The organism is Lentzea roselyniae (assembly GCF_039537795.1).
GTDB classification, from domain to species: Bacteria; Actinomycetota; Actinomycetes; order Mycobacteriales; family Pseudonocardiaceae; genus Lentzea; species Lentzea atacamensis.
In genome coordinates this window covers 62,501-77,306 of record NZ_BAABBE010000037.1, presented here as the reverse complement: position 1 = coordinate 77,306, position 14,806 = coordinate 62,501, and the positions used below count along the sequence as shown (strand labels likewise).

At 65.9% G+C, this 14,806-nt stretch carries 9 protein-coding genes and 1 pseudogene; 3 read left to right on the top strand and 7 right to left on the bottom strand.

Annotated elements, in window-relative coordinates; all coding sequences use genetic code 11:
• Window positions 1–114 precede the first annotated feature (114 nt).
• Window positions 115–2,655, bottom strand: coding sequence for a type I polyketide synthase (locus ABFX45_RS39880; protein WP_346135998.1), 2,541 nt, complete (start codon window positions 2,653–2,655; stop codon window positions 115–117).
• A 909-nt stretch (window positions 2,656–3,564) separates the two neighbouring features.
• Here ABFX45_RS39880 and ABFX45_RS39875 point away from each other — a divergent pair.
• A complete protein-coding gene (locus ABFX45_RS39875; protein WP_346135996.1) occupies window positions 3,565–4,269 on the top strand; it encodes a cytochrome P450 in 705 nt (234 codons plus the stop codon).
• Between the two features lie 630 nt (window positions 4,270–4,899).
• Here the strand turns inward: ABFX45_RS39875 and ABFX45_RS39870 are convergent.
• From ABFX45_RS39870 to ABFX45_RS39850, 5 genes and pseudogenes are all read right to left on the bottom strand, one after another.
• Window positions 4,900–5,475 carry a DUF3291 domain-containing protein gene (locus ABFX45_RS39870; RefSeq protein WP_346135994.1) on the bottom strand — a complete coding sequence of 192 codons (576 nt, stop codon included), beginning with the start codon at window positions 5,473–5,475 and terminating at the stop codon, window positions 4,900–4,902.
• Window positions 5,476–5,898: 423 nt separating this feature from the next.
• On the bottom strand, window positions 5,899–6,024 hold the full coding sequence (locus ABFX45_RS39865; protein WP_346135992.1) for a hypothetical protein: 126 nt from the start codon (window positions 6,022–6,024) through the stop codon (window positions 5,899–5,901).
• 361 nt (window positions 6,025–6,385) lie between these two features.
• Window positions 6,386–7,224: pseudogene (locus ABFX45_RS39860) on the bottom strand (IS630 family transposase); the annotation flags it as partial.
• A 43-nt stretch (window positions 7,225–7,267) separates the two neighbouring features.
• A complete protein-coding gene (locus ABFX45_RS39855; RefSeq protein ID WP_346135990.1) occupies window positions 7,268–8,788 on the bottom strand; it encodes an ATP-binding protein in 1,521 nt (506 codons plus the stop codon).
• A gap of 408 nt (window positions 8,789–9,196) precedes the next feature.
• Window positions 9,197–12,034: a helix-turn-helix transcriptional regulator gene (locus ABFX45_RS39850; RefSeq protein WP_346135988.1), complete on the bottom strand. Its 2,838-nt coding sequence runs from the start codon at window positions 12,032–12,034 to the stop codon at window positions 9,197–9,199.
• Window positions 12,035–12,459: 425 nt separating this feature from the next.
• Here ABFX45_RS39850 and ABFX45_RS39845 point away from each other — a divergent pair, with 425 nt between their 5' ends.
• On the top strand, window positions 12,460–13,179 hold the full coding sequence (locus ABFX45_RS39845; RefSeq protein ID WP_109638725.1) for a sigma-70 family RNA polymerase sigma factor: 720 nt from the start codon (window positions 12,460–12,462) through the stop codon (window positions 13,177–13,179).
• Between the two features lie 158 nt (window positions 13,180–13,337).
• Window positions 13,338–13,694, top strand: a complete 357-nt coding sequence (locus ABFX45_RS39840) for a hypothetical protein (protein ID WP_346135985.1) — start codon at window positions 13,338–13,340, stop codon at window positions 13,692–13,694.
• Between the two features lie 96 nt (window positions 13,695–13,790).
• On the opposite strand, the gene ABFX45_RS39835 is transcribed toward ABFX45_RS39840, so the two are convergent.
• Entirely contained in the window at window positions 13,791–14,297 is a 507-nt protein-coding gene (locus ABFX45_RS39835) for a helix-turn-helix transcriptional regulator (protein WP_346135983.1), read from the bottom strand.
• Between the last annotated feature and the right edge of the window lie 509 nt (window positions 14,298–14,806).

The following is a 14,806-nucleotide window of genomic DNA, read 5'->3' as shown; positions in this document are numbered from 1 at the left end:
AGGGACTACGGTGAGCATGGGCGTGCCTTCCCGACCGACGCGCCAACGTCGGCCTTGCTTGAGGATCAGCAGATCATCGGGAAGGTACGCCCCTTCCCAACTCATCCACAGATTTCAAGCATTGCTCACGTGTCCGCCGCTGACGTAGACCTGGGCGAACGCGGTGAGGAATTGGTCCCAGTCGTCACCGTCACGGGACAGCGAAGACACCACCACGGCATCCTCGTCGAGCAACTCCCGGAGTGAGTTCCGCAGTACCGGATGGGGGCTGATCTCGATGAACGTGTCGAAGCCATCGGCTTGCATCGACCGGATCGCCGGCGCGAAGAGCACGGGCTCGCGGAAGTTCTGCCACCAGTACTCGCCGGACAACGCCGACCCTTCGATCTGGCGGCCGGTCACCGTGGAATACATCGGGATCGTGGTCTCGCCGGCGGTGACGTCGGCGAGCGCGTCCAGCAGGCGTTCCCTGAGCGGATCCATGTCCTGGCTGTGGCAGGCGCAGTTGACCTTCAAGATCCGAGCGAAGACGCCTTCCTCCCGCAGCTGCGCCTCCAGTGCTTCAAGCGCTGCACGGCGGCCCGACAGAGTGCTCGCCTTCGGGCTGTTCTCAGCGGACAGCCACACCTCGTCGCCGCAGTAGCGGAGCGCGTCGATGCGGCCGAGGGCCACGAACATCATCGCGCCGGTGCTGTCCGCGTCCTCCTGGATCCGCGCCCGGCGGCAGATCACCCGCAGCGCCGTGTCGAGATCCAGCGCACCGGAGACATGTGCTGCGGCGATCTCACCCATGCTGTGCCCGACGACGCCGTCAGGCTCGACACCCCACTCCCGCCACATCTCCACCAGTGCGACCTGGAGGGCGAACATGGTGGGCTGCAGGACTTCAGTGCGATGAATCCGGGAAGCGTGCTCGCTCGGCGCATTCAGCTCGTCGTAGATCGACCAGTCCAGATAGCGCCTGGCAACCGTGTCGCATTCCATCAACTTCGCGCGGAACGTCGGGCTGGTCTCGATCAAAGTCCGGCCCATCGCGTACCACTGTGGCCCCTGGCCGTTGAACAGGAACGCGACCTTGCCGGGATTGGCCCGCGATTTGCCGCTCACCACGCGGGGACTGGCGACGCCGGCGAGGTAGCTCCGGAGCGCCGTGTCGGCTTCGGAGGCATTCGAGGCGACAACCGCCAGACGGTGACTGTGATGACTGCGCCGCCGGGCGAGATTTCGAGCCAGCACCTGGACTTCCGTGCTGGGCCTGTCGCGGAAGCCGGCGAGGAGCTGGCCGAGAGCGGCCTCGCTGCGAGCACTGAACGTCAACACCGTGGCGGCCGAGTCCTCGATCTGGTCCTTCTCCGGCGCCGGCCTCTCCGCAAGTACCACGTTGGCATTGGTTCCACCGAAACCGAAGGAGTTGACGCTCGCGATCGCTTGCGAGTAGTGCGCAGGCCACGGAACAGTAGCCGTCGGCACTGTCAGATGAGTGAAGTCGATCTCTGGATTCGGCGTGACAAAATGCAGGTTGCCCGGAACCTTCCGGTGATGGATCGACAGAGCGGCCTTGATGAGGCCCGCGATCCCCGCTCCTGCCTCCAGATGTCCGATGTTGGTCTTGATGGACCCGAGGTAGGCCTGTCGGCCTTCGTCGCGCCCCTCGGACAGCACTCGGCCCAGCGAATTGGCCTCGATGGGGTCACCGACCGGTGTTCCCGTGCCGTGCGCTTCGACGTAGCCGACATCGGCGGGCAAGACCCGGGCGGTTTCGAGCGCAGAACGGAAATTGGCGATCTGCGCTTCGCCGCTGGGTACGGTGATGCCTTGGGTCCGACCATCCTGGTTGACGGCACTGCCCCGAATCACCGCGTAGATGCGGTCTCGGTCGAATTGCGCCCGGCTCAACGGCTTGAGCACGACTACGCCCGCCCCCTCGCCGCGTACGTACCCGCTGGCGTCGGCGTCGAACGCACGGGAAACGCCCTCCGGCGAAAGCATCGACGCTTGACTGAGCGAGATCGCGACTTGCGGCGTGAGCATCAGACTCACCCCGGCGGCCACGGCGAGCTCGCTTTCACCCCGGTGGATGCTCTCGACCGCCAGGTGGACAGCGACCAGGGAGGAGGAGCAGGCCGTATCGATGGTCATACTCGGCCCGCGCAGGTCGAACACGTGAGAAAGGCGGTTGGACACGATGCTCAAGAAGGTACCGGTCGCCGAATGCGTTCCCAAGCTCTCCAACTCGCCCAGGGCGGTCTGCATTCCGCCGTAATCCTGATTGAACGCCCCGACGAACACGCCGACTCGGCTGCCAGCCAAAGAGTCAGGCACGATGCCCGCGTCTTCGAATGCTTCCCAGCAGACTTCCAGCAGCAGTCGTTGCTGTGGGTCCATCTGTTCAGCGACTCGCCCGGAAATACCGAAGAAAGCCGCGTCGAAGGTGGCGACGTCGTCGAGGAATCCGCCACGCCGTGCGCTCATCCGCGCTGACCGACCAGGTTCCGGGCTGTAGTACCTGTCGACGTCCCACCGCTCCGGCGGAATCGGCTGGACAGCGTCGGTGCCCGAATCCAGGAGGTCCCACAGTGAGTCGGGTCCGGTTACACCGCCGGGCATCCGACAGCCGATGCCAATGACAGCGATCGGCTCTGTGTGCTCTGCCATCACCATTCCTCCAGATCCTGCAAGCCGGTCGACGTGGCGGCCACCCGAGCAGGCGGACTTTCTTTCTCGATGCCGAAAGCCGCGACGGCGTTCGGTCACCGACGGTAGGAGCGCCCGCCGAACCTTCGGAATGGTGTCGGTGGACTATTGCGCACGGCACGATCATCGTGCGACGGACGCGGCCCGAACCAGGACGAGTTCCGCGTGGCGGAACGCAACTTTCGCGGCCTTGAGCAATGTGGTTGCATCTCGCTACGGGCAGCCTCGCATCGTGACCACCGACTGACCAGGGATCATTCCGCGGTTTGGAACTCCGCGGCTGTTACTCGCCATCTTTGAGATTGGCTGTCAAATGCGAGCCGCTCTCGGCAACTTCCACTCGCATCGGTTCGGCTGGGCGATCGGTCTACACGTGTGCGTGCGGGTATGTGCAGCGAAGGCGGGAGCTATGGATTCCACAGTGGACCTCGGAGACCCTGCGGCATACGTCAAAGGGCCGCCGTTCGAACTGTGGGACAGGATGCGCGCGGACGCACCCATCCAGCACAGTACGTCAGCCTATCTGGGAATCGATTTCTGGTCGGTCACCGGTTACCACGAGATACGGTCCGTACTCAGTGATGGCGAGACGTTCGCCTCCCGGTACGGCGCCTTTCTCGGCTTCGGCCCCCAGACTCCGGACCCGGCCGGACAACGCATGCTCGTGGTGACCGACGGCCCGCGCCGGCAAGCATTGCGCAGTACGATGCAAAGATACTTCTCCCCCAATGGGCCAAGGCGCACCGCAGCGGGCTGGCCGAAAAGTTCCGAGCCGCGCTTTCCGAACGCGACGACGTTCTCGACTTCGCCTCCGACTACGCCTGGCGCATCCCCATGCTCGCCACCTGCAGCAGCCTCAGTCTGCCGGAGATGGAAACCGATCGCTTGTGCGCGCTGACCGACGGGGTACTCACCGAGGAAGGCGTCGGGGCGATCGCCGCACGTGCCGAGATCTTCGCCTACTTCAGGAAGCTGGTCGAGGCGCGAAAAGACATCGCGATCGACGACGTGGTGGCTGCGATGCTGTCCGGCGTCTCGGACGGCGCCCTCTCAACCGACGACGTGGTGTTGAACCTGTTGAGCTTGCTGGTCGCGGGCAACGAAACCTCGCGGCTGGCACTGACAGGTGCGGTGGTCGCCTTCGCCCAGCATCCGGACCAGTGGGACCGACTGCGCCGCTGCCGTGAATTGATTCCCAAGGCAGTGGACGAGATCCTGAGGTGGACCTCCCCGGGCCTGCACGTCTCCCGCACGGTTCTTCAGGACGCCGAGATCGGCGGGGTGAACATTCCCTCGGGTGCCACAGTGGCGGCATGGTTGCCTGCAGGCAACCGCGATCCGATCGTGTTCGATGAACCTCACATTTTCGACGTCGGCAGGAATGGGCGCCCACATCTGTCAATGGGTCACGGTCCGCACCACTGCATCGGTGCCGCGCTCTCACGAGTGGAAGTCGCAGCACTCCTGGACGCAACACTCGACAGCGTTGAGGCCTTTGAACTCGTGAGCCCACCGCGCTACACCAACTCCATAACGGTGTCAGGATTCACGGAGGCGCTGGTCAGATTGCATTGATTTGCCGGGCACCGAAGCAGGTATCGGAGCTGACGCGGCATGCCGACCAATAGACCCTCTCAGCTGCATCGGAAGGCGCCCTCTCGCACGGATCGGTGACACAGAAGAAGCCGATAGAACCACGGCTGTTCGCGCGGCCATCCGGTGCTCGGCGGCACGTCATCCCGGTCCGCCGCGATCTGAACGGCGAGGCGGCGAGCCGGCTTCACGCCGTTTCCCAGCATCGAGGGTGATTTGACTGGGTGTCGTCAACTACGAGATCAGCAATGCCGACAGCGGCCAACAGAAGGTGCACTTGGCCGACCAACTGGGCCGCTCCACGCGCTGCGGTTGCGCGTGTAGGCCGAACTGGACGGACGCGCGAAGTTGCACTGACCGGATTACCTTCAAGTTTTCTGTGGCTGGGCAACGCACTGGGAAACGGAGGTGCGGCAGCGTTCTACAGAAGAGCGCCAGCCCTGAGAACAATTCGCCGGCGACCTGGAATGCCGGCGAGACCTCGATGCACGTGAAGCTGGCGACCTACGAGCTGCCCCGGTACTCGGTGAAGGTCCGAGCTGTTGAGCGGAGGTGACCGGGCCCAGGACCCTTTACGAGCACCACAAAGGCTCCTCCGCTCAACCCTGTGGTTCAGACAGCGACGAGTTCGCCGGTCGGTTCATAGGAGTGGGCGAAAGTGAACGCTTCCGGCGTTGGTCCCATCTCCCGCAGTCGATTCAACCGTTCGCGCGCCTCGAATACGGTGGGGATATGGCCGGCTGAAATCCACCACAGCACTGTGGACGCCTCGGCCTGAGGCATGAACCATTCGCGACGCCGCTGCATGAACTCTCGATGTTCCGAACGGTAGGTGAATTCCCACATCGCCTCGCGCGACTCCCACACCGTCATGTTCGTAACGAGGTTGTCGCACGGGTCGATCGAGGAAGCATCCTTGCCTCCCAAGCCTGTCAGCCGCCATACAAATCCCGGCGTCGCATCGACCAGTGCGTTGATCGGATCCAGAGCGGCCACGAAATCGGCCGCCAATCCTGAACCGAATGGTTCCAGGAGCCGCCCAACATTGAGTTGAGCAAGGTGACTCTTTGTCATGGACATAGCATGGTCACCTGGAAGCGCAACGTCAACGTCGTGCAAAATATTCTGCCCGTTTTTCCACGTCTTCGCTGCGATTGATTCAACCGCCGCGCTCTGGCTGTTCGGCACGCGGTGTCTCGTAACGCACCCGTTGACTCCTCGTCCCGCCGGGCGAGCCCACACGAACAGGCCGTTAGTCCGCGCCGGCCACTCCTACGGCGGTGCGGTGATCCCGAACGCGGCCACTGGGAACCGAACTTCAAGCACTCGGCCACGTCAACGCCTCGCACCGGACGCGGCGAGCGGGGCATCGCTCCGACGCGACCTGGCTCCGCGCTCGCCGCAGCCACCCGGCGACCCCTCGGGAGATCTACGAACCGTCAACCGTCCGCCAGATGCACACGGGCTGTCACAGAACGCGTCGCTGCCGGGTCTCAACTGATGCCCCGGGCGGCGACAGACGCCTCCGGCGGGCGAAAGGGGGGCTGTGGTCGGCAACGGGTTCGAGTTGGAAGGCGCGGTCGAGGAAGAAATCAGGCTGGCGGAGGCGAGTCAGCCCGACGAGGAGTTGCGCGAGCCGATCGCGAACTGGCAGTTCGACCCACCGACGTGCAGCGCTATGAGGTGGGACTGCACACGCTGCTCGACGCGGTGGAGGCCGAGCAAGGCAGCAGGCATCACAGTCCGCCCGCCCCATGAATCGTGGTTTGTGAAGTCCCCGGTGGTCGGTCACCCGATGCCGGCATGGACACCGGCAGCTGTCACGAGTTCGCCGACGGCCCGTCTCACAGCGAAGGGCCATGGCCTGGTTCTCGGACGCCCGTTGAGGCCTTCGTCGGCGACGAGAACAACGTGCTGCGGGGACCCACCTGCGGCGCGATTCTCGCGACGCATCCACTCGCCCCGAAGCGCGCGGCAGCTGAGAACCGCACACGACATATCGCACCGGTTCAGCGCCAACACCGATGAATGGCACCTCCACAAGGCGTTACAAAGCTCGACATCACCTCGCGCAAAGAGCTCCCCGCGGCGCTTCCAAGCGCGGATGCTTGAGCAGCCACGTTTTCACCGCCGGGGTCTTGTGGGTCGCGAGGTTGTCGAGCACGACGTGGACGTCCAGTCCGGCGGGCACGTTCTTGTCGATCGTGCGCAGGAACGCCAGGAACTCCTGGTGGCGGTGACGGCGTTTGACCGCGCTGATGACCTGGCCGGTGGTGCTTTCGAGCGCGGCGAACAGGCTGGTGGTGCCGTGCCGGATGTAGTCGAAGCTCTGCCGTTCGGGCACGCCGGGCAGCATCGGCAACACCGGGGCCGAGCGGTCCAGGGCTTGGATCTGTGACTTCTCGTCCACGCACAACACGACCGCTTTCGCGGGCGGATCGAGGTAAAGGCCGACCACGTCACGGACCTTGTCCACGAACAAGGGATCCTTGCTGATCTTGAACGTGTCCACCCGGTGCGGCTTGAGACCGAACGCCCGCCAAACACGTGACACCGCCGACTGCGACATACCGATCTGCGAGGCCAGTGATCTGGTCGACCAGTGCGTCGCGTTCGCGGCTTGGTCTCCAGCGTGGTCACCACGATCTGCTCGACCTGATCGTCGGAGATCGTGCGAGGCCGGCCCGGCCGCGGTTCGTCGGACAGCCCGTCCAGCCGATCACGCAGAAACCGTGCCCGCCAGGTTCCCACAGTGTGACGACTGAGGTTCAACTGTTGCGCCACAACGGTGTTCGGCTCGGCGGACTCGGCACACGCAAGCACGATGCGCGCTCGAAGCGCCAGGGCCTGCGCGGTTGTCCAGCGACGCGTCCAGCCTTCCAAGACTCGACGCTCTTCATCGGACAAGACCAGCGGCACCAGCTTCGGATTCGGCACCAGCACAAATCTAGTGCTGGTGCCGAATTAACGACTCAGGACACTAGCTGAACGGCACCGCTGCGAGCACGCTGCACCCCCGTTCCAGCTGGTCGAGGAACTCGTTTCTGTCGTCGATCCCCATGAAGTCGACGAGTCGCTTCGCGGTTTCCAGGTCGCCGGCCAGCACGCTGGCATGCGCTGCCGCCACGGCACGTTCGGCACGCGGCGAGCTGTCCGGGGTGAGCGCCAGAGCCCTTTGGAGGAACACCGCCGCAGTGACCAGACCCCCACGGGCGAATGCGCGCCGAGCGGACTGCTCGAGTTCTGCGGCGACGGCCTCGTTCGGTTCGGTGAAGGCCGCGGCCAGGTGCCACGCACAACGGTCGAGGTCGTCGTGCGGATCCGCGACCTCGGCCAGTGCCTGGTGCACGGCTCGGCGGGTCTGCTGCGCGGCGGCCCGGTACACGGCCGACCTCACGTGCGGGTGGCGAAAGGTCACCCGCACGTCGAACGACAGCAAGCCGTCGACCTCAGCGGTCAGCGCCGCCGCCGACGTGACGCCGAGCCGTGCCGCGGCGCGCCACACCAGAGTGGGATCGCCGATCGGCTCGGCGGCGACGATCAGCAGGAGCAGGCGGCTCTCCTCGGACAGCTCCTCGATCCCCGCCAGCACGGGCTGGTCGACCCGGTTGGCGAGCGGGCCTGCGCACGTCTTGCCGTGCAGGCACATCAGCTGAGTGCCGATCAGTTCACAGGGCAACTCCAGCAAGGCGCGCGGGTTTCCCTTGGCCTCCGCCACGATGCGGTCGCGGATGTGCTGATCGAGCCCTCCGCAGCGTGCCGAGTTCACCAGCACCTGGGCGTGGGCGTCTCCCAGGCCGGTGAGCTCCAGCTCCGGGAGGCCGAGCAGGTCCTGCGTCCGTCCGCGGGCGGTGAAGACGAGTGCGATCGACGCCGCCGGCAATCGGCGGGCCACGAAACCGAGGACCTGCGCCGAGGCCGGGTCCATCTGCTGTGCGTCGTCGACCGCGCACAGCACAGGGCTCCCATCGGCCGCGCCCGACAGAAGACTCAGCACGGCCAGGCCTACCACGAAGCGGTCCGGCTGAGGTCCCACACGCATTCCGAACACCGTTTCGAGCGCCTGGCGCTGGGGCACGGGAAGTTCGCACAACCGGTCCAGCAGTGGTACGCACAGCTGGTGCAGAGTGGCGTAGGCCAACTCCATTTCGGACTCGACACAGCTCGCGCGCAGCAACTGACCGGCCGTCGCGGAACTCTCCAGATACCTGAGCAGCGCCGTCTTTCCGATGCCCTGCGCGCCGCGCACGACCAGCACGCGACTCTCGCCCCTGCGGACAGCCGCGATCACCTGGTCGAGGGCCGCGCACTCCGAGCTTCTCCCGACCAGTCCACCATCGGTCTGGAACGTCTCCCCCGCAGCGGGCCTGGACGGCAGGCCCGAGATCGCGCCGCCCTCAACACCTCCGGTCGTCGACCCGCCGGACCACGGCCACGCCTCAGAAGAAGCGACCGGGACGGCGGTGACGGGCGAGGAGACAACCCATCTCGACAGACCCATGCTGTCCTACTCCTCGATGCCGCGCGCGTCGCCTCTGCTGCACAAGCAACACAACAGCGACATCGGTCGCGCAACGGGCGCGTTGAGAATCGGATGGCCCCGCCGCCGCCCGGCTTGCGCAATCCCCTCGCCGGACGCTTCGTCACACCGCCTCGACGAACGGTGCCGCCCGGCGGCATCGGGGCTCTTCCGGCTCCGTCCCGCCGACCTTTCGCCAACGAGCCGCGGGCACTCATCGGCCCCGGCCGCGTCCACATCGAGCAGGCGCCTCACCGCGGCCACTGGCACGGTCTCCGGCCAGGTGCTTCTCCGCCGCTGTCTCATCTCCCGCTCCTGTCCGACGTTGCCCCCGACATGAAGGACAAAATCGGGGTGGGGCAATGTGACAGAAGAGAGCGATGCGACCGGTCAGGTGCCGGCCAGCGCCTCGCGGAGCTCCTTGCGCGAGGTGAGGTCGAGCTTGGTGAACACCTTGCGCAAGTGCCATTCGACGGTACGGGGACTGATGAACAGCGCGGCGCCGATCTCGGAGTTCGTCTTTCCGTCCCTCGCGAGCCTGGCGATCTGGATTTCCTGCGCGGTGAGCACCTCAGGCGTCTCGGCCGCCCGCCGGCCCACCGACTCGCCGGTCGCCACGAGTTCGCGCCGGGCACGTTCGGCGAACGCGTTCGCGCCGAACCCGTGCAGCATCTCGTACGCGGTTCGCAGCTGATCACGCGCTTCGAGACCTCGGTTCTCACGGCGCAGCCACTCGCCGTACACCAGGTGTGCGCGTGCCAGGTGAACGGCGACATTGCTGCGTCGGAGGTGCTCCACGGCGTCGCGGTACAGCAGTTCGGCCTCCCGACCCTCGCTGAGCAGTGCCTTGGACCGGGCCAGCATGCCCAGGGCCCACTCCGTCCCGCTGGCGGTGGCCCGCTCCTCCAGCCGTCGCAGGGCGGCCGAGGCCGCCTCACGGGCGTCGCTTCGGACGCCCGCCTCCACCAACTCGGCGAGGGCGAAACCGACGACCCCCAGATCGTCGTACTGGCACGCCCGTTCCGCACTGGCCAGTGCCTCCGGATACTGGCCGAGGCCGTTGTACAGCACCGCGGCCAGGTACTCCGCCAAGCCGATCGCACGTCCTTCCCCCCAGTTGGCCGCCTCGGCCACATGAGGCCGCATCATCTCCATCGGACGGGCGTCCGGGCTGCGCCAGGCGAGAAGCAGAAGTGTGGCGTAACCGAGGGGTGAGTTGCCGGTCGCCTTGACGATCGCGTCTGACTCCTCGATCAACGCCGAGGCGGTCTCGAACTCGCCGGCGTGGACGTGCAGGGCGGCGCAGTAGCTCAGGGCCAACGGGAGGAAGTTGAGCGCACCGGTCTCTCGAGCGGTACGCACCGCGTGCGTGGTCAGCTCGTGCCACGCCTCGTCGTCCCACAGGTCGGCCGCGACCGGCCACGTGAGCCAGAGCCAGCGCATCACGTCCTCGTCGCTGCATCCTGCGTCCGGCCGGAACGCCCGGAGAGCACTTCTCAACAACGGCGCACTCTCGACGTAGCTGTCGGCGAACCGCGCCGCCAGGCCGTTGAGAAGCAAATCTGCGGGTCGAGGCGGGTACGGTCCAGGCTGTGCGGCGGCGACGGCTGCGGCCACCTCCTGGGTGCGGCCGTTCGGGTTGAGGCGGCTTCCGAAAATCGCTGATCCGAGTGCCTCCAGGTACGCCTCACGTGCCTGTTCGCCGTCGAAGGCATTCAGCCGGTTGGCGGCCTCGAGGAGCAACGGCACCGCGTCACCACCGCGTTTGCGGGCGAAGGCGATCCGGCCGCGCAGGCGCAGCAGACGCCCGCGCTGCAGTTCGTCCAAGTCGGCCAAGTCCGCGGCGGCGAGCAGTTCCACCGCCGCGTCGTTCCTGCCGGCCTCGAACGTGGCTTGGGCCGCAGCCAGCGCCCGCAGGCCACGCGTGGCCGCATCCGGGGTCAGACCGGTCGCCCGCTTCAGGAACGCGGCGGCCGCCGCGATACCTCCGCGTGCCTTGGCCCTGTCCGCTGACCGTTCCAGCTCGCGCGCCACCGTCTCGTCCGGTTCGATCGCGGAGTTGGCGAGATGCCATGCGCGGCGATCCGGGTCGGACTCGGGATCGGTCGCCTCAGCGAGCACCCGATGTACGGCCCGGCGGTCCGCCGGGTCCGCCGTGCGGTAGGCCGCCGAACGCACGAGCGGGTGCCGAAACCGCACGAGCGCACCGAACTCGATCAGCCCGGACGCCTCAGCCTCCGCAGCGGCCCCCGGGCTGATGCCGAGCGCCTCGGCCGCCCGCCGCAACAACGACACGTCTCCCGCCGGCTCGGCCGCCGCTGCCAGCAGAAGTAGTTGCGTCATGGCCGGAAGTGATGCGATCCGCCGCGCGAACGTTTGCTCGATCTGGCTTGTCAGCGGACGCGCGTCCGGGCGTGCGAACCCTCCGGCCAGTTCCGCGGCGGTCATCACCCTGGGCAACTCCAGCAGAGCCAGTGGATTACCTCGCGCCTCGGCGATTATCCGCTCCCGCACGTGCGCGTCGACTCTTCCCAGGAGCATCGAGTTCAACAGCGCACGCGCATCGCCGTCCGGCAGGCTGCGAACCTCCAGCTCGCGCAACCCCGTGAACTGGTCGTCACAGGTCTGGGTGCGCACCGCGAACACCAGGGCGACCCCCTCGGCGAAGACCCGCCGTGCGACGAAGGCCAGCATCTGCGCGGACATGCGATCAAGCCATTGGGCGTCGTCCACCACACAGACCAGCGGCTGGTCCACCGCCGCATCGGCAAGGAGACTCAGCACGGCCAGCCCGACCAGGAATCGGTCCGGCGCACTTCCCGTACTCAGACCGAACGCGACCTTCAACGCCTCACGCTGGGGTTCAGGCAGGTGGCCGAGCCGCCCCATGAGCGGCGTGCACAGCTGATGCAGCCCCGCGAATGCCAGCTCCATCTCGGACTCGACACCCACGGCTCGCGTGATCCGGCATCCTGCAGCACGCTCCAGCAGGTATTCCACCAGGGCGGACTTGCCGATCCCAGCCTCACCTCGCAGCACCAGGACCTGACTCCGGCCAGACCGAACGTCCTCCAGCAGCCGATCAAGTACCCCGCACTCGGCACGCCTGCCGCGCAGCTCAGGCTGAGCGCCGCCAACAGACATGATCACCACCACGCGCGTCGAAAGGCCCGGTTCCGGTCTACACGGGCTCGCCAACCCATGATCCCACGACGCGTTTGCCGACACCGATTGCCACAACGGCAGCCGTTTGTCCGATTTTCACTTGTTCGACGGTGCCGTCGACCCCGTTGCTTCGGTCATCCCGTCGTCAGCGATCACCGCCGCGGATTCGTGAGTGGTCTGCTGGGAGATGGAGCAGACATACCCGAGGCACACTGCGTCGACGCCGGCCTGCGCGGACTCATGGACAACGAGCGTATAGCCGTCGAGGTACGTAGCCCTCCTTCTCGACACGCCTCCGCCCAGCGCACCAGGGGTGAAAAGCAAGGCACGTGCCCCCTGGTCGCGCCAACCAGGGATGCACCCCGTGCCTCCTACTGGCGCAGCCGCGCCCATCGCTGCACGAAAGTGACATTGCCTGGCGCACGTGGGCCGTCCAAGGCGACCGCCACCCCTCGGCGGTCGAGGGCACGACAGATTCGGACGATTTCATGCTCGCAACGAACATCGACATCGACTCCACACCCGACACCTCGCGAACGAGGTCGCCGGTGACAGCGGAGGAAGCCGCTGACTTCCAGAGCGTTCGTCCACATCTGTTCCGCATCGCCTACCGGATGCTGGGCCGGGCCGCGGACGCCGAGGACGTCGTCCAGGACGTGTGGCTCCGTTGGCAGGGCGCGGACCGGACACTGGTCCGCGACAGGGCCGCCTTCCTCGCGAAGATCACGACACGACTCACGCTCAATCTGCTGAACTCAGCGCGCGTGCGCCGCGAGATCCCGGTGGACAGCCAGTTCACAGACCAGCCTCTCGTCGCAGATGATCCGGCAGTGGTGTGCGAACGCGCAGCAGATCTCGAGCCGGCCATCCTGCTCATGTTCCAGCGCCTGTCCCCGATGGAGCGTGCCGTCTTCGTGCTCAGAGAAGCATTCGAGTACCCCTTCCGCGACATAGCCGATGCGCTCCGGACGAGCGAGCCCAACGCCCGCCAGCTCGCACGGCGAGCTCGCACGCGCCTCTACGAGCAACGACACGAACCCGTTGGCCAGGCTGCCCGTGAGCGGTTGCTGAACGCCTTCGTCCGCACCGCTCAGGCGGGAGGCGTGACGCACATCGAACGCGCGCTCGCAGATGACGTCTTCGCTCAAGGCGGCTCACACCGTGGACGAGCCGCTCGCCGACTCGCCCCACCTGCGAAGGCGTGCTGAGACAGCCGGCCTACCGCATTTCGGGCGGCACCTCACAGCAATGACCAGTGCGAAGCGCGGGGTTTCAAAGTCTCAATTCGCCGTTCAATGGGGCATATAATCCTGCTTCCTTACCTTGATTTGTCAGCACACCGGCGCCGCGCTGGTAACTTTGCCGCATGAGGACATTCATTACCAATACGAAGAGCGTTGCCGCCACCATCTCAGCAGTCGCCGCCGGAATTGTGCTGTCGGCAGGCACCGCCCATGCTGTGACACCCGGCAACATCGAGGTGTGCGGCACCGATCAGGCTCGCATCACGGTCAAGTTCCTCGACCGCGGCGGCTATTCGCTCACGCCGGCGGCCAAATGCCACGTTCAGGCCTTGTCCAGCAAGAAGCCCGAGCAGATCGAGGTCTCCGCCCAGGTCGGCGGACGCAAGCCCAAGGTACTGGGCTCTGCCGTCGTCGACATCCGCAAGGGTGTCAAGGTCTACCTGACCAGTGGCACCAACCCCGGATTCTTCGTCAAGTAAGGGTCTCGGCCTGAGTTCGGCAACTGACTGCCGGACTCAGGCTCCCTTCACCGCACGCCCGTAAATTTCAACACGTAACTGCCGGTATGATCGCGGTCACTTCACCAGACCCGCTCGCATTGCTATTGCAACCATTTCCGCTCGGTCCCCGGTGGCTAGCTTGAGCGCAATCCTGCTCAGGTGCGACTTGACCGTGAGCCCGGACCTTTTCAGTTCACGTCCGATAGCGGCATTGGTCATCCCCTCGGCAACCATCTGGATCACCTGCACTTCACGCGCAGACAACAGTGCTGTGTCGCCAGCGCCTCGATCTGCTTCGGCCCGGGCATCCGGCTCACATGGGTCCACAAGCCATCCGGTTGCACCGGCGCTTATCGCGTCACAGACATGAGACACGCAACTACCCGCCGTCATCGCCATGACGCTTCTCCACCCACGCCCACGCAGCGCCTTCAGCAGGACGTGGGCAGGTCGCGACAGCCCGAGATCGACGACGGCCAAGTCTCCTGCGGGACGCTTGTCGATGAGCCGAAACGCCTCGGCCGTGTTGCCCGCCTCGAACACCACCAGGTTCATGTCCATCAGAGCAAGGCTTTCGGCCATCGCCTTCCTCCTCACCTGGTCGAGCACGACGACGAGCGCGACACCACCACACGACGTTACCGGCCGCCCAGAACTCCACTGTGGACTCATTTGACCTCGATCACGCTCGCGAAGAGCAGCTCTCACGCCCGCGGTTCCGGAGGTGGAGGCGAGCCCGGGCAAAGCCGAGCACGGACTCCGTCTCCGCTCATTTGGAAACCACGACGTCCGCACTCGGCCGGCAATAGAAGGCAGCGCAAAATCGGCCCTGGAAGAACAGGGCACGTCTGACCGAATCTCACAACAGGTCGATCCAACGCGCGCAACGCACTCTCAGCTGCTACAGCCAGGAGCCGGCGCGTCATCGGACAACGGGCTACCTGAGGGCAGCACGTAGACGACCTTCAGAACCACCGGTTCTCCACCGAGGTTCTTACCGATGTGCACGTGGTCGGCGCCGGCCGGCTCGTAGATCGGATCTCCCTTGCGGTAGACACCGCAACCTGACAATTGTTGTCGTAGTGAGTGAG